The 21,176-nt window shown below is 61.3% G+C and carries 11 protein-coding genes; 9 read left to right on the top strand and 2 right to left on the bottom strand.

The window, feature by feature from the left end:
• From ACODS4_RS15170 to ACODS4_RS15180, 3 genes are all read left to right on the top strand, one after another.
• Complete coding sequence (locus ACODS4_RS15170; RefSeq protein WP_488865030.1) at window positions 1–1,389, top strand: TolC family outer membrane protein; 1,389 nt, start codon at window positions 1–3, stop codon at window positions 1,387–1,389.
• A 100-nt stretch (window positions 1,390–1,489) separates the two neighbouring features.
• Entirely contained in the window at window positions 1,490–2,191 is a 702-nt protein-coding gene (locus ACODS4_RS15175) for a DUF2497 domain-containing protein (protein ID WP_488865031.1), read from the top strand.
• 53 nt (window positions 2,192–2,244) lie between these two features.
• Window positions 2,245–4,893 carry a valine--tRNA ligase gene (locus tag ACODS4_RS15180; RefSeq protein ID WP_488865033.1) on the top strand — a complete coding sequence of 883 codons (2,649 nt, stop codon included), beginning with the start codon at window positions 2,245–2,247 and terminating at the stop codon, window positions 4,891–4,893.
• A gap of 304 nt (window positions 4,894–5,197) precedes the next feature.
• Here ACODS4_RS15180 and ACODS4_RS15185 read toward each other — a convergent pair whose 3' ends face one another.
• Window positions 5,198–6,253: a hypothetical protein gene (locus tag ACODS4_RS15185; protein WP_488865034.1), complete on the bottom strand. Its 1,056-nt coding sequence runs from the start codon at window positions 6,251–6,253 to the stop codon at window positions 5,198–5,200.
• A gap of 129 nt (window positions 6,254–6,382) precedes the next feature.
• Entirely contained in the window at window positions 6,383–10,501 is a 4,119-nt protein-coding gene (locus ACODS4_RS15190) for a HEAT repeat domain-containing protein (protein ID WP_488865036.1), read from the bottom strand.
• Between the two features lie 309 nt (window positions 10,502–10,810).
• Between ACODS4_RS15190 and ACODS4_RS15195 the strand changes: the two genes are divergently transcribed.
• The 6 genes from ACODS4_RS15195 to ACODS4_RS15220 all read left to right on the top strand — a co-directional run bounded on the left by ACODS4_RS15195 (window position 10,811) and on the right by ACODS4_RS15220 (window position 21,074).
• Entirely contained in the window at window positions 10,811–11,689 is an 879-nt protein-coding gene (locus tag ACODS4_RS15195) for a MotA/TolQ/ExbB proton channel family protein (RefSeq protein ID WP_488865038.1), read from the top strand.
• Window positions 11,690–11,743: 54 nt separating this feature from the next.
• Window positions 11,744–14,056, top strand: a complete 2,313-nt coding sequence (locus tag ACODS4_RS15200) for a hypothetical protein (protein WP_488865039.1) — start codon at window positions 11,744–11,746, stop codon at window positions 14,054–14,056.
• 851 nt (window positions 14,057–14,907) lie between these two features.
• A complete protein-coding gene (locus ACODS4_RS15205) occupies window positions 14,908–15,216 on the top strand; it encodes a trypco2 family protein (RefSeq protein WP_488865041.1) in 309 nt (102 codons plus the stop codon).
• Between the two features lie 33 nt (window positions 15,217–15,249).
• Window positions 15,250–16,698, top strand: a complete 1,449-nt coding sequence (locus tag ACODS4_RS15210; RefSeq protein ID WP_488865043.1) for a trypsin-like peptidase domain-containing protein — start codon at window positions 15,250–15,252, stop codon at window positions 16,696–16,698.
• Complete coding sequence (locus ACODS4_RS15215; protein ID WP_488865045.1) at window positions 16,695–17,657, top strand: AAA family ATPase; 963 nt, start codon at window positions 16,695–16,697, stop codon at window positions 17,655–17,657. The genes ACODS4_RS15210 and ACODS4_RS15215 overlap by 4 nt, the downstream gene beginning before the upstream one ends.
• 3 nt (window positions 17,658–17,660) lie before the next feature.
• Window positions 17,661–21,074, top strand: a complete 3,414-nt coding sequence (locus ACODS4_RS15220) for an SUMF1/EgtB/PvdO family nonheme iron enzyme (protein ID WP_488865047.1) — start codon at window positions 17,661–17,663, stop codon at window positions 21,072–21,074.
• Window positions 21,075–21,176 lie beyond the last annotated feature (102 nt).

The raw sequence follows: 21,176 nt of genomic DNA on the forward strand, positions 1-21,176 counted from the left end.
ATGACTGTGCGAAGCCGTTTTGCGCGCCATTGCTTGGCGACGGCCCTGACTCTGACCGTCACTCTGGGTGGCGGGTCCGGCGTCGCCTGGTCCCAGACTCTGGAACAGGCGTTGGCCCAGGCCTACGCCAACAACCCGACGCTTGGCGCCCAGCGCGCCCGGTTGCGCGCGGTCGATGAAAGCGTGCCGCAGGCGCTGTCCGGCTATCGCCCGACCGCGAAGGCCAGCTTTGGCGTCAACCGTTCGACCAGCAACAGCACGTTCAGCGGCGGCTCCAGCGGATCGGAAACGAACAGCAAGGCCGCGAGCCTCACCGCCTCGCAGTCGCTCTATGATCCCACCGTCGCCCCGGCGGTGCGCCGGGCCGAGCGTCTGGTGGAATCGCAGCGGGCCTCGTTGATCGCCAGCGAACAGTCGGTGCTGCTGACCGCCGCGCAAGCGTATCTGGACATCGTCCAATATCAGGCCGTCTACCAGCTTCAAGCCAACAACGAGCAGGTGCTGCGCCGTCAGCTCGACGCCGCCCGCGACCGCTTCCGCGTTGGCGAATACACCCGCACCGACGTCAGCCAGTCCGAGTCGCGTTTGGCCTTGGCCGTCGCCACCAAAATCTCGGCGGAAGGGCAGCTCAAGGCCGCCCGCGCCACCTATGAGCGGATCATCGGCGCGCCTCCGGGCGAATTGAAGGCGCCGAAGCCCGCCTTCAAGCTGCCCAAGACGATGGACGATCTGGTCGAGTTGGCGCGCAGCAACAACCCCAACGTTCTGGCCGCGACCTACACGGAATCGGCCCAGCAGGCGGCGGTCGATCAGCAATATGGCAAGCTGTTGCCGTCGGTCGGTCTGTCGGCCAGCGGCACCCGCACGCTGGATCCGGGCCGGTCGTCCGGCATCGAGTTGAAGCGGACGGACAGCGCGTCGATCACCGCCCAGGTGACGGTCCCGATCTATCAGGCGGGCCTGCCCGAAGCGCTGGTGCGTGAAGCCAAGCAGACGGCGAATCAGGCGCGCTTGCAGATCGAGGAATCCCGCCGCCAAGTGGTGGAAAGCGCGATCAGCTCCTGGCAATCGCTGCAAACCGCTCGCGCCAGCATCCAGTCCTATTCGGCGCAGATCAAGGCGGCGCAAATCGCCTTGGAAGGCGTGCGGCAAGAGGCTCAGGTTGGGTCGCGCACCGTGCTTGACGTGTTGAACCAGGAGCAAGAACTGCTCAATGGCCGCGTCAATCTGGTGCGCGCGCAGCGTGACGAAATGGTCGCGGCCTTCAATGTCGTCGCGGCGACGGGGCAATTGACGGCGCAGCAGCTCAATCTGCCCGTCGAGTATTACGATCCTCAGACGAATTACGAAAAGACCCGAGGAAAATGGATCGGCACCTCGGTTGAGTGATCGATCAGAGCGGCCCGCGAAAGCGGGCCGTTTTTGTATTGTGGCTTTTTGTTCGGGTCTGCCCTAGGTTCGGGGCAGGTTGACGTCTTGGGTTGCCACGATGAGCGATAAGGGCCAGCAAGAACCATCGATGGAGGAAATCCTCGCCTCCATCCGTCGGATCATTTCCGAGGACGGCGAGCCTGCGAAATCGGAATCCCCGTCGCCGCCTCCACCACCCCCGCCGCCGCCGCCCCCACCACCGCCGCCTCCTCCGCCCCCGCCGCCGCCTCCCCCGATGATGGAGGAGGATGACGACGTGCTGGAGTTGACCCAGATGGTCGACGACGATCCCGTCGCCGACATGCCGGATTTTGGCGCGCCGGATCCCGACCCCTGGAAAGACGAACCGGCCTTTCCGGAACTGCCGTCGCGCCCGACGATGTTCGACGAACCGGAGGAACCGCCGCCGCCGCCGCGTCAGCCCCGCCGCCCGCCGCCGCCCGCCTTCGACGATTTCGAGGATGACGAGCCGCCGCCGCCGCCGCGCCCGCGCCGCCGCGCGATGGTGGAGGATGACGGGCTGATTTCCCGCCGCACGGCGGACGACGCCTCGCACCATCTGACCCATCTGGCGCGCGAGTTGGGCGACGATCTGTCCATCGGTCCGATGCCCATCGGCATCCGCACGGTGGAGGACGTCGTGCGCGAATTGTTGCGGCCGCTGCTGAAGGAATGGCTGGATGAAAATCTGCCGACGGTGGTCGAACGGCTGGTGCAGCAGGAAATCGACCGCATGATTCGCCGGTCGCAGAAATTCTGACCAATCCGCCGCCGCCGTTTTTCACACGAGATGTTGAGCGAAAGTTTCTGGTGATGTTGGAAAAGACGTACCGGCCCGCCGAGGTCGAGGAAAAGCACTACCGCCTGTGGGAAGAATCGGGCGCTTTCGCCGCCGACACGCGGTCGAACGCCAAGCCCTACACCATCATGATGCCGCCGCCGAACGTCACCGGCAGCCTGCATATGGGCCACGCGCTGACCTTCACCGTGCAGGACGTGCTGGTCCGCTACAACCGCATGCGCCGCCGCGACACGCTGTGGCAGCCCGGCACCGACCATGCGGGCATCGCCACCCAGATGGTGGTGGAGCGCAACCTCGCCAAGGACGGCAAGACCCGCCATGATTTCGGTCGCGACGCCTTCATCGACAAGGTGTGGGAATGGAAGGCCGAATCGGGCGGGACCATCACCCGCCAGCTTCGCCGCCTGGGCGCCTCGCCGGATTGGGCGAAAGAACGCTTCACCATGGACGAGGGGCTGTCGCGCGCCGTCGCCAAGGTGTTCGTCGAGTTGCATCGCCAGGGCCTGATCTACAAGGACAAGCGGCTGGTCAATTGGGATCCCAAGCTGCACACCGCCATCTCCGACCTTGAGGTCGAGCAGAAGGAGATCAAGGGCAACCTCTGGCATTTCCGCTACCCCATCGACGGGGAAGAGGGCCGCTTCATCACCGTGGCGACCACCCGCCCGGAAACCATGCTGGGCGACACCGGCGTCGCCGTCCACCCGGAGGACGAGCGTTACACGGATCTGATCGGCAAGTTCGTTCGCCTGCCGTTGGTTGGCCGCCTGATTCCCATCGTCGGCGACGAATACGCCGATCCGGCGACCGGATCGGGCGCGGTCAAGATCACCCCGGCGCACGACTTCAACGATTTCGAGGTCGGCAAGCGCTGCAATCTTGAGGCGATCAACATCCTCGACCGCGACGCCCACCTGAACGAGAACGTCCCGGAAGCCTATCAGGGCCTCGACCGTTACGAGGCGCGCAAGAAGATCGTCGCCGAATTGGAAGCCCTGGAGCTTCTGGAGAAGATCGAGCCGCACACCCACATGGTCCCGCACGGCGACCGTTCCGGCGTGGCCATCGAACCCTGGCTGACCGACCAGTGGTATGTGGACGCCGCCACCCTGGCCAAGCCCGCCATCGAGGCGGTGGAGACCGGCAAGACGGTGTTCGTGCCCAAGCAGTGGGAAAACACCTATTACGAGTGGATGCGCAACATCCAGCCCTGGTGCGTCAGCCGCCAGATCTGGTGGGGCCATCAGATTCCGGCCTGGTACGGCCCGGATGGAACTTTCTTCGTCGAAGAGACGGAGGCCGCCGCCCGCGCCGCCGCCGCGAAACATTACGGTTCCGACGTCGAACTGACGCGCGATCCCGACGTGCTGGACACCTGGTTCTCGTCGGCGCTGTGGCCCTTCTCGACGCTCGGCTGGCCCGATGAAACGCCGGAGTTGGCGCGCTATTACCCGACCGACGTTCTGGTGACGGGCTTTGACATCATCTTCTTCTGGGTCGCCCGGATGATGATGATGGGCCTGCATTTCATGAAGGACGTCCCCTTCCGCACCGTCTACATCCACGCCCTCGTCCGCGACGAAAAGGGCCAGAAGATGTCGAAGTCGAAGGGCAACGTCATCGACCCGCTGGAGATCATCGGCGAATACGGCACCGACGCCCTGCGCTTCACCCTGTCGGCGATGGCCGCGCAGGGCCGCGACATCAAGCTGGCGGTCAACCGGGTCGAGGGCTACCGCAACTTCGCGACCAAGCTGTGGAACGCCGCCCGCTATTGCCAGATGAACGGCTGCGAGCCGGTGGCGGGCTACCGCCCGGTCGGGCTGACGCAGACGGTGAACCGCTGGATCGTCGGCGAGTTGGCCGACGCCGCCAAGAAGGTGGCCGAGGCCATCGACGCCTACAAGTTCAACGAGGCGGCGAACGCGGCCTACCAGTTCACCTGGGGCAATTTCTGCGACTGGTACATGGAGTTCACCAAGCCGATCCTGGCCGGAACGGACGAGGCGGCGAAGGCGGAGACCCGCGCGACCACCGCCTGGGTGCTCGACCAGATCCTGCATGTGCTGCACCCGATGATGCCCTTCATCACCGAAGAGCTGTGGGAACAACTGTCGCCGTCCCGCGCCAACCGGCTGATTTCGGCGGAATGGCCGGAATTCGGGGCCGATCTGGTCGATGCGGCGGCGCGCGATGAAATGAACTGGGTGGTGCGGCTCATCACCTCGGTGCGCTCCATGCGCTCCGAAATGAACGTGCCGCCCGCCGCCCAGATCGAATTGAAACTGAAGGACGCCGGCCCCGGCAGCTTGGCCCGGCTGGCCACCCACCGCGACCTGATCCTGCGCATGGCCCGCCTGTCGAGCGTCGAGCCGCTGGTCGGCCCGACGCCGAAAAGCGCGGTCCAGGCCGTGCTGGACGAAGCCACCCTGGTGCTGCCGCTGGAGGGGATTGTCGATCTCGACAAGGAACGGGCGCGCCTGACCAAGGAGATCGACAAGCTGGCGGGCGAGATCAAGAAGATCGACGCCAAGCTGTCGAACGAACAGTTCGTCGCCAAGGCCCCCGACGAGGTGATCGAAGAGCAACGCGACCGCCGCGCCGCCGCCGATCAAGCCCGCGACAAGCTGCAAAAGGCGCTGGACATGTTGAGCGCGTGACGACGCTCTTCTGGTGACGAAAAACGGCCAGTCCGGGATGATGTGTTGACCTGTTGGTCATGTCATCCTGGGCTGGCCGATTTTTTTTGACGCCGATGAACACCGATAAACACAGATGGGGTCACGACACGAAAGTGTTCAGATTGTCCGGGATGTGAAAACGTGAGCGGAACGCGCGGCTGAGAGCCTATGCGTCAAAAACGGTCATGGTAGAAGTTGCGCCGGATTTCCCGGTGGATGGTCGAGCGATGCCGTTCCGATTCCGCATCCTGCTGGGGCGTTCCTCACGAAGCAGCCCCGGCGCTTACCCCCCGGTACCCGGCCCTGTCCCGTTTGACGCCTTATGCCACTGCAACACCTCGCAGGTCGTTTTGGTGAACCTCAGGGCAATGGCGGCAGCCCCGATGAACGAGAACAATATCTTCAATTTATCTATCTGGAGCTTGTCTGATTTCGATTTTTCGTCGCTTGAAGTCCCGATATCCTCCTCAAGGGCTTTGATTTGAGCAGAAATCAAATCGATTTTCTTCTCGAAATATAATATTATTTCCTGATATTTCGTTTGATTCTTGCTGTTCGTAGGGTGCTCGATACGAACTCCCTTTATGGCATGATAGGTTTTGGCAATCTGAAGAACATCCTCTACCGTCTTCGCTGTTTGAATGGATTCGATGCCTCTCTTTGCATTCTCACAGTCTCGGCCAATTGGCATGACCCCGGTACTGCCGGTAGTCGTTGCATTGTCGGCGTCAGTCTTTGACCCGCCGTCGCAGCGCTCATTATACCATGGAAGGACGAAGTTACGGGTGACTTCATTGTAGTAAAGGCGCAACTCCTCCAGTTCGTCTTGCCGTAGGTTCTGTATTTCCGTCTCAAGAAGCGATTTTTTCTGATTTAACATCACATTTATCGGTTCGATAATCGCGATTAGGCTCACGATGGTCATGGTGACATGTATGTAGTCTATGCATTTGATATTCCGTTGCGTAGATGATCGTCTTAACGCAAAGGCAACGATATGAAAAAAGACGACACTCACCAGAAGGTGAATAAAAACCACCCTCAAAGCTCCCCAAAGGCTTGCCTGGAGAGTCAGGTAATAGAGAAAAGCTGATGTAAAAATATAAACAAATGACAGGAAGAAAATGAAGTACGTGCGTCGCGCGGCGGATTCCCCTTCCGCGTTCAGAAATTTCTGCAACCGATGCCAAGCCATGGCTTCGACAAGCGACGCCATGGCTATCCCGAAGAATATATACCCGCCATTGCTGAACCAAAAATATGGATATGCCATATAGTCATAATAATATATCAGCGTGCAAAGGCAATTGAACAGGAAGAGAAAACCAAAAATCTTCATGACATTCACCATATTTTCACAGATATCATATCGATTGCGTGGACAAATTCGCGGTCATGCCACTTGTGACGCTGTGTCGTCCAACGTGAGATTACGGGATGTGCAGTCGCTTGACAGTCAAGGCGATCATTATGCTCTCCGTAACGACAGCTTGATCGTCCATGTCGCCGACTTCGGTGGACCGAAAAGTCTCACCGACCGGTAATATCGAACCGTCCAAGCCTGGGCAACCTCGTCGTGCCAATCCAGGAATCCCACCCCCAGCAGCTTCCGGAGAGGAAGCTTCCAGGAATGTGAATTGCCGATGGATATCTGGATATCCCTTACCCATGCACTAAGGCCTCCCAGAAAAATATAAGCAGGAGGATAGACAAGGGCGATAAAGAAACAAATAATCATATAGATTATATAGATCATCCCGATAATCACAAATATTGAATATCTTTGAATCTCGATTTTCATTTGAGAAATGAACGCGCGCCTCGAATCGGATTGATGCAGGGTCGATACCAAGGCGTCTAGGATCCTGATCCCAGGCAAACGCTGGGGTGTCAGGACGGTTGCCCTTTTGGCTTCGGCGAGAGCATTGGCAAGGCTATCCGTCAATGTCCGGTTTCCGGATGCCAGCGCCTTTGCGGCGATCTGGTTGAGCGTCGTGATGGCGCGAACCTGAACGCCAGAATTTTGATGCGTCAACAACCGGACAACTTCATCAATCAGGTCCGGCGTCACATCGTTCAGCATCGCCAGCGCGTCCAACGCCGACCTGCCCCTGTTGCCGCGAAGCGCCGCGAGAATCGGGTCGACAAGGTCGGCTTGCTCCATTCCTGTTGCAATGGCGAGCTGCATCGCCGACAGCCAGCCCGGATGTGCTGGATTGTTGACAAAGCTCCACAACCAGCTTTCGGCATCGTGCACGCCAGCCGGGCGCCTGGCCAACACTTCAAGGGCGGCGGCTTGAAGATAGGGAAAGGAAGAGGAGACATAGGGCAGAGCCAGACGTGCCGCAGCCTCGTCATCGGTCTCGATCTCGCCGATGGCGGTTATCGCTGCGGCTTGGATGAACGAATCACCATCTACCAAGCTCCGCATCAGAGCGGGAAGAGCCTCCCGCGCGCGCGGACCAAGAACGCCCAGTGCGAGAATCGCCTGATGACGGATGTTGCTCTGCTCACTTTCCATCAATGCCAAGAGATCCGGAATGACATTGGGCGATGTGTGCTTTGCGGTCCAATACGTTCCCTGGATCGACGACAAAAGATTGCCATCCTTTGCATTCAGCTCTTTGGCCACCATCTCTGCAAGTCGATCGGCAGGCGCGCCGGTCGCGGCAAATGTCCTGAACAGTACGGCGCGGGTGCGCCTTTCCGCCCGATTCCAGGCCGACGTCAACGCTTCATCGACACGGTCGAAAGGCGGAGCAATCGCTTCAAGGCGTCTTGCCGCGCTTTCGACGACGTTCGGGCTGGAATCGGACAGGCGCTCGATCAGGGCCTGAACATACTGATCGAAACGTTCCGTACCTTGATAATCGTAATCCGTAGATGCGGCGCGGACGGTCGGGTCGGGATCGGTCATGCCTTGCAAGAGCAGATCGATCGTTCGCGGATCATCCGGCCAATAGAGCAAAAACTCCAGGACTTGCCGCCGCGTTCCCGGTTGACGCATGTCGGCAATCTCAATGACGTCATTCAAGATATTCTTTGAGTAAAATCCTAAATCTAAGCACAGTTTTAGGGCAGCGTCACGGACGGCGCCGTCTTCCGATTTCAGAAGAGATCGGATACGATCCTCAAGAGACCTCTCAATGTATTTTGAATTCATTAATTTCTTTGTCAGTTTTCTGCGAAATTCCGGATCCAGATGCTTTGAAAGATTCGCGACAATGGAATTGATGTGGTTGCGATCACTCTGACCACCAAAAAGGCTTGGATGACCGGACAATACGCTCAAGGTCACCTGTCGCGTCACCGAATTGGGGCTGGCAAGGCCGTTGACCAGCAGCGGCAATGCCCGGACCTCGCCGCGCGAAACGGCGAGCGCCGCCGCCGTCAGTGAGAGCTTGGAAAGATTTTCCCCATTTCCCGAAACGGTCGCGCTGAGGAGGTCGTAGGATGCTGTGTCGAAATATCCGATACTGGCCAGAAGGATGACCGACGCAAGGCGGACCGATGGATTTGCTGAGGCCCTGTGCTTCAGCAGAACGTCGCCGACCGCCGACATCCCGGCGACCTTGGCTGACATCCATCGACCGAGCCAGTCATTCAACATGGATTGTATCGCCGGATCCGGATCGGCGAATTTGGGCACGAGAAGGGCCACCTGATCGGCGTCGGGCGAAGCGGAGGCCAGAAACTGCACGGCGGCACGACGCGGCGCCGGAAGGTCGTGATTGAGAAACCGGAGGATACCCTCGCGAACCTCCGGGGGAACCGGGGCATTCGGCCTAAAGCGCAACGCACCTGCCGCTGCGGTCTGCACGGTCGGCGAAGACGCGTTCATCCCGTCCAGGATTCGCGGAAGGGCGCTGGCGTAGTCCGCATCGGACGTCTCCGCCAGCATGCCGAAGGCGACGGCTGCTGTCTGGGGATTCGCCTGATCGGCCAGCCGGACTGCGACGGCGGCAACCCGGGGATCGCTTTTGGCGAAGGGCCGCAAGGCCGAGAGAACCGCCTGGAGGAGGGGGGCGGACAGCTTCGCCTCGCCATTCGCGATCTCAAGCAGGCCGGATATTCTCGACCTGTCCGCGCCGTGGGAGGACAACAGGGCGGATGCCGCCGCCGTTCGGATGGATTCGCTTTCATCCGGACGAAGGACGATGTCGGCGACCAGCGGCCTCAACGGCGTTTCGCCCTTCATGGCGGAGGAGGCGAGATAGGCGCCGACCGCGTTCAGGGTCGCGTGCCGCACGTCGTCGCTGAGGTCGCTCTGGATCGCCTCGATCAGCCGGGCCTCGACGACCGGATCTTCCCGTCCCACTCTCGACAGGGCAACCAGCGACGCGGAGCGGACCGATGTCGTCCGGTCCCTCGCCGTTTCCAGGAGAGCGGGAACGATCCGGTCGGCTTCGGCCTGAACGTTGCCGAGGCCTTGGGCGGCTAAGCGCCGGACATCGGCGTTTCCGTCGCCGAGAGCGGCCAGCAGCGCGTCGACCGTCCTCGGCGCCTTCGGAAAACGGCCAATCAACTCGGCTGCCTTTGCCCTGACCGGCGCCTGCTCGTCGGTCAGAGTCGCGATGATGGCGACCATCAGTTCATCATCCCAACGGCCATCCAGAGGGCTGGCATATCGGTAAAGGTGGTCCAGCAATGGCAGGCGGGCGCCGTCCTCCACCTCCCGTATGCCCTGGGCGATGGTGGAAGAACCGGCGGCGGGGTCGATTACGATGATGGCGCGCAAGGCGGCCTGCCGGGTCGGCTGATCGACATGATCCCGGAACATGTCCGCGAGCGCCGGCGCCGCTGACCAAGCGTCCTGCCCAAGCCCCTGCAAAACCGCCGCCGCCGCCTGTCTCACCGCTGGGTTGACGTCCTTGAGCGCGCCAATGAGCGTCTTCAATTCCTCCCGGGCGTTGATGCCCATGCTGCCGAGAGCCCTTGCGGCGAAGGATCGGATCTCGCTGTTCGGATCTTCGGCAAGCAGCAGAGCCAGGTAGCGGACCGCGACCTTCGCTCCCGAACCGATCTGCCCCAGCGTCCGCAGAGCCTCCCGGCGCAGTTCTTGCGGCTCTTGGTCGTTCCGGATGATCTCGGCAAGCGGCGATGCCGCGTCTTCGGCGTCCGGACCGATCACGGCCAGGACCTGCACGGCGGCCAGCCTGGATGCGGCGTCGGCGGTCCGCAAACGGAACAGCATCTCGGCGATCGGCGCTGGCCGGAACCGGCCCAGCAGGGGAACGACGGGTTCGGCGGGAAAGCGGCTCAGCAGCGGTGGCACGGCGCTCCTGCCGATCGCAACCAGTTCTTCCCCCGCGCGGCTCCGCACCCGGGCGTCGTCCGGCGCGACTTCGCCGAAGAGAAGCCGGACGAGCATCGGGACCGCCTCTGGCGTCCGCAGACCTTTGCCGGCCATCTGACGGAGAAAAGCGAGCCGCTCATCGGAATTCATGGAAGGCAGCGCATCAAGCGCAACCGGATCGTCATCCCCCCTCGCCACCCCGAGCGCTGCGAAGGGCGCGACAGCCAGCATCACGACCACGACCCAAAGGGAACGGCTGGAAAGGATCCATCGGCTGACCACGTGATGCATCAGGCGCCCCCTTTTTTTCGGGAGATCAACATGTCACCCTCATACGCCGCCCCGCGAAAAATCGGACAGGAAACATCTTATACGTTATAAAATCGCAAAATTTCCCTAAAATAAACACACTGATTCAGAAAAAGACATTGAGGATTGATAAAACCATGTGTAAATTTCTTTTTTGCATATAAAGCCGATGATCGCAAATCATCCGCTTGATGGAGGCAAATCGACATATTCTATATGCCTAAGTATCTCAAATCGATGATTTGGACAAAGGCGTTCTGATTTTATAATTATATGTGGGAGGGCGAAGTTTTGAAGAAACTTATCAAGGTCATAAGCGTCTATACAATTAGAATGTCTCTATTCTTCATCAATCTATCCAGAAAATTTTGGCCAGACATTGCTTTGTTTGGCGCTCTGGTCATAATTTGGCTGATCGTGAGCTTTAGGGTCATCGAAAAGTCAATTGGCCTGCCATGGTCCATGCATCTTGAGGGATGGCCGTTCAATTTTGTTTCTCTCACTCTTTTCGGAATTGCCCTCCGCCAATCATACATTACTCACAAGAGGGCCATTGAACTGCACGGCTCTCTGGAGCGCGCACGTCACAAGCTTCCCATAACGGTATGGGGAGGCGAACCCAACCCCGGATCATCCAGTGCTTCCGACCGTTCCGATGTCGAGTATTTGTTTGATGCAGTCAAAAAAACGATCAATGAAGAAATGACAAAAGAGAGTAATCATGAAAATAAAATTTTTTGGAGTGACGTATACAGCATTATCAATATGCTGGAAATTACCAGGGATTACAATTTTGCCATAGGCCGAATGAAGCTGATAATTGAATATCAGAAAGAAAAATTTGACCATCAGATGGTATGGCCAAGAGCCATTTTCTGGGCAATACCCTCGATCGGCTTCTTGGGAACCGTTCTTGGAATCTCAAGAGGAATTGCGGCCTTTTCAGAGCGAGCTTCGACATATCATGTCTCGTCGACCACCACACAGCTTGGCATTGCATTTGACGCAACTTTTGTCGCACTGCTGGCAACCGTCCTGATCGTGTTGAGCAACGGACTGGTTGAGAGCAATGCCGGAAAATTTCTAGCTTCTGTTGAAAAATGGATTGTTCATGATGTGATAGATAAAAGCATAATAATAGAAAGAAAATCAGGCGGAAATATCGAATAAACGCACCGAAAGGATTTGGGGATGCGCCTAGGAAAGGGACATTCAGGCATTACGATGTCTTTTGTCGACGTTTTTGCCTGCGCGCTTGGAGCTATTATTTTTATACTCTTGACTACAAACATTCAGGATTCTGAATTCGATCCGATCATCCCGCAGCCACTGGACATCGTGACGGAGAACGTTCCGGCGCTCCACATCGGTGTGCCGACTCTTTTTGCTTTCTCGGCGCGTGGTGGAACCGGTTCCTACCTGTGGCGGATGATCGCCGAACCGGAAGACAGAACAAAATGTGGCAGGGCTACCGGAATAACCGGGCTCCCCGAAGGTGTGTCCTTGACGGAGGACGGTCGTCTGGTCGGCGTCCCGAAGGCCGCGTCGGCGAAGAAGGATCGGCCTCTGGAGTTGCCGCAACGCTACTGCTTCGACGTGGAGGTCCGCAACGCCACTGGGGAGCCATCCCAAAACGCCACCCCGTGGATCGACCTTGCCCCCAGCCGACGCAGCCTTGCGTTGGAATTGTGGCCTCCGCTGGCCATCCAGCCATCGAAGGCGCAGGCGGTGCGGCTGCCTCCCGCCCATGTGATGGAGCGGTATGTGTACCGTTTCAACGAGACGGAGAAGGTCGCTGACCGGCGTTGGAGCGTCAAGGCGAGCTTCAAATCGGACAGAACCGAGAATCCCACGGATATCGTGGACGTGAAGATCGACGATAAAACGGGCGTCTTGACATGGCTTCCCCAATTTCGCGGACAGCTTTCCCTGTCCGTATCGGTCACTGAACGGGATGAGGTGACCACCAGCTATTTTCTGATCGAGGTCAAGGACCGTCCAGTTGTCTACCATCCCCCCAGCATCGTCACCACGCAGATGCCCAACGTGGTCGCCGGGTTGAGCTATCACGTCGCCCTGTCCGCGGTTGGTGGAGAACCACCGCTGAGTTGGCGCGTCGAAGGCGTATTGCCCAAGGGGATCAGGCTGGACAGCGAAACCGGCATCATCGAAGGCAAGGTTGCGCAGGAAGAATTGCAAGGGCGAAGGATGAGAGAATACTCTGTCAAGGCTTCCATTAAAGATTATCGCGGCGTTGAAAGCGCCTCCCCGCCAATGGTTTTGCAACTGGTATCGGCCGGTCGACCGGATCAAGATCAAATAAAGATCATCACGACGCAGGAGGAGGTGTCGAAAATTCCATTCATTATTGGTCGAAGTAATCAGAGGTTTCTTTTCGCGGCCGTCGGCGGGCGTGGACGGAAGATCTGGGACATCAAATTTGAAAGCGAGCAGTTGGGACTTTCTGCGGAAAACGACGCCATCATGGCTCCGTCGGACCCGACGCAACTGCAACCCGGCGTCGTTCAGGTCCTGGTGTCCGTCAAGAACGACGATGGCGAGGACCATGCCCGCTTCAATATCCACACCGTACCTTCCGCCCCCCGCGTCGTCTCCACCACCTTCGGTCCGCTAGGCGCTGGGCGCGACGTTCGTCTGGCCCTTAGCGCCACCGGAGGCGCCCCCCCCTACCGGATCGAGGCGGCCATGCCGGAATCGGCCAAGTGGCTTCGCAGCGAACAAAACGGGAGCGTCCTTACGCTCTTCGGGACTCCCCGGACGCCCGGCGTCTTTGCCGTGACGGCCCGGGCCGTCGATTCCCGGGGGGTCTCCGGCGCAAGCGTCCAAATCCCGGTGGTCATCTCTCCGGCCATGGCCATTCAGGCTTCCGACCTCTATGTCCACCATGCGGAGGCCCCCTTTCGCGAAAGGCTCTACGCTAGCGGCGGAACCGGCGCAAAACAGTGGCATCTCCTGCCGAGCAGTCAGTCGTCCTGGCTGAGCATCACCGAAGATGGCGAACTGACCGGCGTGACCGATGCGCTCGGCGACCATTCGGTCGAAGTCGCCGTCAAGGATCAAACAAACGAAACCGCACAAAGGACGATCAAGGTTAAAGTCATCCCTCAAAAATCAGCACAAGCCATAGCCCACTATTTGAGGCAGCGGAAAACGTGGAAAGAGATTGAATTTTATTTTAAGGGGTATGCCCAGTGCAGTGAAAGCGGGAACTTGTGCGTTCTGCCGGATGGCGTGGTCAACGAGGAGTATCACGCTGGCCTCATGCCGGGACTGGCTGAGTTGGTCGAGGGTAACATTCCCGATGGACTGCACAATCCGCCGCCGGAAGATGGCTGGCTGTTCTGGACCCTCGGAGGAACGCCGCGACGCGCGGGAACATTCGCATTCAGTCTCACCATCCGCGATGGCGACAGGAACCCCGTCATAAACCGGGTGACGCTTCAACTGACCGTGCTGACGCCATGGGAAAAGGTCAGGTCGGCCTTGTGGCTCTGGCTCTCCAGTTTCTGGAGTTGATCCGGACTATAGCGTCCGTCAAGATGGTGGAAAATCGGTCAGCCTCTGAGGTGGCCATTGTTCAAGGTGTTGGTGCGGCGAGGGGAGCGCTGAGGCGCCGAAGCCCACCGCGTCCTTCGGTCAGGCGCTGCGGACGGAGTTCGGGCGTGTTTGAGCGATCATCCGGTTGAGAAGATCGACCGCCGATGGCGGCTTCGGCCTGCTGACCGGCCAATGTGCGGGCGTGAAGGTGGTCGCGGAGGATTCGCTTGTAGGAACCCAGGGTTCCCCGCCGCGCGTTCGGCCATCGAGTTCACGCCGCCGGGCGCCCCTGGCGCCGAGGTTTTCAAACCACCAGGAACCTGAATTTGGCGGTGGGTGGACCTCGCCACCATATATCGGGCGTCAGGCGAATGCGCCGTCGTTATGTCGGCGGACCTGCGTCCGTTTCCGGCGTCTTCCCTTATCCGGCTGCCCGATCAGATCAGCTCGGCCACATCGAGCGGCGGGTCCTGGAGCAACGTCGCGCGGTACGCCCGCGCCGCGTCCCGTGATCGGCGCCGCCCGGTTCCCCGCGACGTCCACTTCGGTTTTCGGCGCGCCCGAGTTCAGGCGTGACAGGCCAGTTAGGGGGAAGCGGCGGCGGGCTTGTCCCGCCCCAAAGCGGAGCGGATAGGGCGAGAGCGCCGACGCGGAGGGGGCGGCACCATCAAGATTGCGTCACGTCGGTAAGGCGAAACTGCAAGCCAGTACAAACGGGATGGGGGCGCCAGCGTCAGAACGACCGCCAAAGGGTAGTGGAAAATAGCCGGAAACATAAAAAACATGTTAGATGTAATGGATATTCTTATTCCTATGGCGGTGAGAGCAGCATGAAGAAGGTCGGTTTGACGCGTGCGATCAAAGCTCTTCGGGAAGAGCTTGCCGAGGCGATCACGCAAGGTGAGGGGGAGGATCTCAGGTTTTCGGTGGACGCCATCGACCTTGAACTTGCGGTCGCCTGTGAGGTCGGCGGCAATGGCGAACTCAGCTTCCAGGTCTTGGGGATGGGTGGAAAGCTGGGCGGGAAAGCGGGGGGGACGGCCACCCATCGCGTGAAGCTGTCGCTGAAGATTGCCGATAAGGATGGCAAGCCGGTGAACAGGCAGGTGAGCGCGCCGGTTTCAGGCCGCCCAGAATAAGCCGAACAATCACGCGCGGGTTGAGGGCCGCCCATGTCACTGGATCCAGAGCTTTTGATCGAGATTTACACTGAGGCGAACAGAAAAGGCGAGTTTCAGAAGATTGGAACCGGCTATCCGGTTGGGCCAGGGCGTATTTTGACCGCGAGGCACGTCTTGGGCGCGGGGGCAAGCGCCGGGATTCAAGTCCGCTGGCACAACCAAAACGGCCCGGCCCGGGAATGGCGCGAAGCGAAGATCGTCTGGGAAGACACAGGTCTGGACGTCGCCGTTCTGGCCTGGGATGCCCCTGACGGGCTTAAAAACAAGCATGGACGCCTCAGAATCTGGGAGCCGCAGTCCCATCATCCTTGGAACAGTCTTGGATTCGCCAGATGCGGCTACAAAAAGGATAAGGATAAGCTCAAGACTAAGGCTACCTCCCTTCAAGGGACATGCTCTCAACGTCATTCTGCGGATGACACATTTGACATAAATGTTGTCGGCGCAACCGCGCTTTCAGGTGGCTGGCAAGGCGTGTCGGGCTGCCCGGTGTTTGTGGATGGCTCCATCGTCGGCGTTGTCGTGCAATGCCCGGCAGAGTTCAACCAGGAACGGCTGCTGGCTGTTTCTGGCCGGAATTTCTTCAACGATCCTGAGTTTAAAAAGGCGATCCAACTCCCGGCGGACAACCCGCATCGCACGCGTGTCCGCAACGCGATGATTGATGCGCTCAAGGAGCATGATTGGTTGTTTGCGGCAGTTCGCGCCGTTGAGAAAACCAACGCGTCGCCCTCGGAACTGGTCGATCATTTGCTTTCCAAAGATTTGGAAGCGTTCTTGTTCGGTTTTCGCCGTGTCTGCGTGGAGTTGCGTAAGAAATGGGATTCAGAGAAATTTCCACGCGTGATCTGGGATGTTGTTTCTGAAGCCATGCCCGTGTTTTTGGAAACGCCCCTCCCGACATTGCACGGAGACCGCTTTTTAGGATCCTCAGCCAATCAACCAACCAAGTTCACGACGCACACAACCGCTGAGATCGGCGTTGCCAGTGAGGAAAACAGGAGCGTTCAGTTCGCCTCCTCAGACGAAAATCCAAAAGGGAAAAGTGGGTTTCCACGAGGGGAAAGGAATATTGACCACCCCCCAGTAGGAGGTTACGAGGATTTAAACGGGACATATTTATCTTCCTTTGACCAACATCTAATCGGACAATTTTCTGGAAAATATGGCGAAGAATGGAGTTCAGCCGATCGGCTGAGATCTGCCCTTAAGTCCATTGAAAATTCACTTCACCTGGGAGAGTCATATTACCACACAATCGAATCGAAAAAAATCGGGAATGATGACCTGACATCAAAGACAATAGAGATATTGTCTGAACGATACAAACATCTAAAGTTGGTTCGCCTCAGCAATGATGGTGAAGATATGGTCGCCGAATCTTCAGTTGTCGAACATGTGCTTTATTTATTACAGATAAAAAATGGATCGCCGCCATGACCTTCCTGTCCATCTCCCCCGGCCTCACGGTCCCCCTGACCACGCCGCCCGGCCTGCCCGAACAGGTCCATGTGTTCGATCAGGCCAGCATCGACGCGATCAACACGGCGATGGCGGCCCGGCGGCCTTTGCTGGTGCGGGGCGAGCCGGGCGTCGGCAAAAGCCAACTCGCCCGCGCTGCGGCGAAGGCGCTGGGGCGCGTCTATCTTCAGCACGTCGTCGATGCCCGCAGCGAGGCGCGCGATCTGCTGTATCGCTTCGACGCCGTCGAACGCTTGGCCGAGGCCCAATTGGCCGGCGCCCTGCGGGAGGATCCGCAAACCGTCCGCAATCGTCTGGCGGTCGCCAACCATCTGTGCCCCGGCCCGTTGTGGTGGGCCTTCGATTGGGCGGGCGCGACCGAACGGGCGGCGGCCAACGGCGCGCCCACGCCGCCTCGGCAAGAGGGCGACGACCCTGCCACCGGCTGCGTGGTGCTGATCGACGAGATCGACAAGGCCGAACCGGAATTCCCCAACGGGCTGCTTGAAGCCCTGGGGGCGTGCGCCTTCACCCCGCCCGGACAGGGCGGGGCGGTGACGCTGACCGGGGCCATGCCCTTGGTCATCATCACCAGCAACGAGGAACGCGCGCTGCCCGACGCCTTTCTGCGCCGTTGCCTGGTTCTGTGCCTGGAACTGCCCCGCGAGAGGGAGGGTTTGATCGCCCATCTGGTCGAACGGGGGCGATCGCACTTTCCAGAGATGGACGAGACCGTTCTGCTGAAGGCGGCCAATCAATTGGCCACCGACCGGGCGCAGGCCAAGGCCAACCATTGGGCGCCGCCGCCAGGGCAGGCGGAATATCTCGATCTGATCCGCGCCTTGCGGGAACTGGCGCCCGACAACGCGGTTGAGCAGGAAAGGCTCATGGACGACATCGCGGGTTATGTCCTGAAAAAGCACCTGGGAGCCGTCTGACCGATGCCCGCCGCCTGTGGACGCGCCGATCTGCTCCGCGCTTTGGTCGCTGGTGGCCCGGCGGGGTTGGCGGCGGCGGCGGCGCTGCTGGGATACCACCCCAGCCCCACGCCGCCGCCCACAATCCCCCAGGCCAAGCAGGGCGACCCGTCCCACGGCGAACCGGCCACGCCGCCCATCGACCCCGCGTCAACCACGCCGACGGAATGGCCGGAGGTTCCGTTCTGGCAACCCGTCGCCCGCGACGCCCTGGACAGCGGCGAAGAGAAGGCTGAGGACGACGCCACGCGGAAGGCCCCCCGACAACCGGGGCCGGTGGCGTGGAGCGGTCGCCCGTCAAGGCCGCCCTCCTGGCCGTCGCTGGAATCTTGGCGTCGGTTGTTGCCTCGCCTGCGCGGTCAAGCCGTGGCCTGGGCCGATGGCGCGGATCTGGACATCGACGCCGCCGTCCCCCGCGTCGCGGAGGCGCAAGAGCTGGATCGGCTGCCACGGCGGAAGCGGCGGCGGTGGGGGGCGACCCTTCAGGTGATCGACGACCGCAGCCGCCGGTTGACGCCGTTCTGGGACGATCAGGATCAGGTGTGCGGGTGGCTCGCCGGGCTGTTTCCATCGGGCGGCCTTGAACGGGCGCGGTCCTTTGGCGGCTCGCGTCCGTGGATTTGGCAAGCCGGATCGGGCTTCACCCAGCCCTATCGCGCGCCCTCGCCGGGTTCTCTGGTGCTGGTGCTCGGCGATTTGGGCAGCTTGGCCCGTGATCCGCGCGCTGTCCGCCATTGGCTGGAGTTCGGCCATCACCTGCGCGCGGTGGGTTGTCGACCGGTCGCCCTGACGCCCTGCCCGCCGACGCGCTGGCCCGCGTCGTTGCGGCGCGTCTGGCGCTTGGTGGAATGGGAAGGGCGACGCGCTCAGGACAACGGCCTGCGCGACATCGCGGCGGAACAGGCGGCGACGGATCGGCTTTTGCGCCTGCTGTCTCCGGCCATCCGGGTGGAACCCGGCCTGTTGCGCGATGTCCGCCGCGCCCTTCTGCCCAACGCCGACGCGGCGGCGGAGGCTGATTTCTGGCAGAGCGGGGCGCTGACCAGCGCCTCCAGCGTCGCCGCCACCCTCGACCCGGACGTCGCCGCGCCCCTGCGCCAGGAATTTGAAACGGAAGACCCGGCGATTCGCCAAACCTGCCTGGAAACCTTGCGGCGTTGGCGGGCCGGGCTGTCCGCCGATGTCTGGTTCGAGGAGGTCGTCAGCCTTGGGGCGGACAGCCGCGTTCTGCTGCCCGAATCCGAAGTGACGGAGGCGGCGGCCCGTTTCGACCAGCTCAGCCACTGGGCGCCGACCATCCGGGATCCGCTGGCGCGCGCGGAAATGGTCTATGCGCTGCGCGGCTTGCTTCACCGGCTCCCCCCAACCATCGGCGCGGACACGCGGCTTGGCGCCGCCATGGAGCGGTTGTGGCGGATGACCGAATCCGACACCAATCCGGGCGCGTCACCGCGTTTCGTCCAGCTTCGGCAGAGCGGCGGCGATCTTGTGGCGGTGGACGACGATGACGCCGCGCCACACGGCAGCCCGCTGGCGCGTGTCTCAACCGCCGATGGCCTGATCGTCATAACGGAGGCCGCCGCCCGCAACGCCTTCTGGACGACCGGCGCGCCGCCCTCCTGGGCGCTGGATTGGGGGTGGGACGAATTCGGCGCCTGGACGTGTTTCAAGATCGACGGGGTTGTTCAGCGCCTGCGCTGGATTCCGCCGGGCCGTTTCCTGATGGGATCGCCGGAAGATGAGCCGGAGCGTTTTGACAACGAAGGCCCGCAGCACGCGGTGACGTTGAGCCGGGGCTATTGGCTGTTCGACACCGCCTGCCCGCAAGCGCTGTGGCGGGCGGTGATGGGCGACAACCCCAGCCACTTCAGGGACAACGACCGCCTTCCGGTGGACCGCGTCAGTTGGCGGGACATTCAGGGCTTCCTGAGCCGGATCAACGCGCGGGTTCCGGGGCTTGCGTTGAGCCTGCCGACGGAGGCGCAATGGGAGCACGCCTGCCGGGCGGGGACGGCGACGCCCTTCAGCTTTGGCGCGACGATCACGCCGGAGCAGGTGAATTACGACGGCAACCGTCCGTATGTCGGCGGCGCCGAGGGGCTGAATCGGGAACGGACGGTTCCGGTGGGGAGCCTGCCGCCCAACCCCTGGGGACTGCACGAGATGCACGGCAATCTGTGGGAATGGTGCGCCGATGGGAGGAGGGATTACACGGCACAGCCGGAGACCGACCCGCGTGGCCCGGAGAGCGCCGTCACCGAGCGCGTCCTTCGCGGCGGGTCCTGGGACGACGTCGCGTGGTACGCCCGCGCCGCGTGCCGCTTTTGGAACCTCCCGGTTGGCCGCAGCGGCGACTTCGGCTTTCGGTGCGCCCGAGTTCAGGCCAGCCCGGAGGACGCGGCGGAGCCGACGGCCCCGGCGTTGCCCCGGCTGGCGGAGCGCCGGGGAACGCCGGGGCCGTCGGGCGGAGCGGTCCTGCGCGTGGCGTTTGGGACTGGCGGCGGCGACCGTTGCCCGCTGCCCCAGGCTCCGGCCTTCCGCATCCGTACGGATCGCGAAGAGTTGCGGGTCGAACGAATCACCCGGCCCGCGTGGGCCGACGCGCTGGGCCGCGACCGTTTCGGCCTGTGGACGGCGATCATGGTGGAACCGAAGGGCGGCGGCGCCCCCGTCACCCAGCGCCTGCGCTGGATTCCTCCGGGCCGTTTCCTGATGGGATCGCCGGAAGATGAGCCGGAGCGTTTTGACAACGAAGGCCCGCAGCACGCGGTGACGTTGAGCCGGGGCTATTGGCTGTTCGACACCGCCTGTCCGCAAGCGCTGTGGCGGGCGGTGATGGGCGAGAACCCTAGCCGCTTCAGGGACGACGACCGCCTTCCGGTGGACCGCGTCAGTTGGCGGGACGTTCAGGGCTTCCTGAGCCGGATCAACGCGCGGTTTCCGGGTCTTGAGCTGAGCCTGCCGACGGAGGCGCAATGGGAGCACGCCTGCCGGGCGGGTACGACGACGCCCTTCAGCTTTGGCGCGACGATCACGCCGGAGCAGGTGAATTACGACGGGAATCATCCTTATGCGGGCGGCGCCAAAGGGCTGAATCGGGAACGGACGGTTCCGGTGGGGAGTCTGCCGCCTAACCCCTGGGGACTGCACGAGATGCACGGCAATCTGTGGGAATGGTGCGCCGATGGGAGGAGGGATTACACGGCACAGCCGGAGACCGACCCGCGCGGCCCGGAGAGCGTCGGCGCAGAGCGCGTCCTTCGCGGCGGGTCCTGGGGCCGCGACGCGCAGGATGCCCGCGCCGCGTCCCGCTTTCGGCGCCCCCCGGATGGCCGCAGTGTCGGCCTCGGCTTTCGGTGCGCCCGAGTTCAGGCGTGACAGGCCAGCCAGGGGGAAGCGGCGGCGGGCTTGCCCCTTGGCCGTCCCAAGCGGAGCGCCGGGCTGCCATGGGGCGAGAGCGCCGTCGCGGGACGACGAGAG

The organism is Azospirillum sp. FG154, from assembly GCF_057809575.1.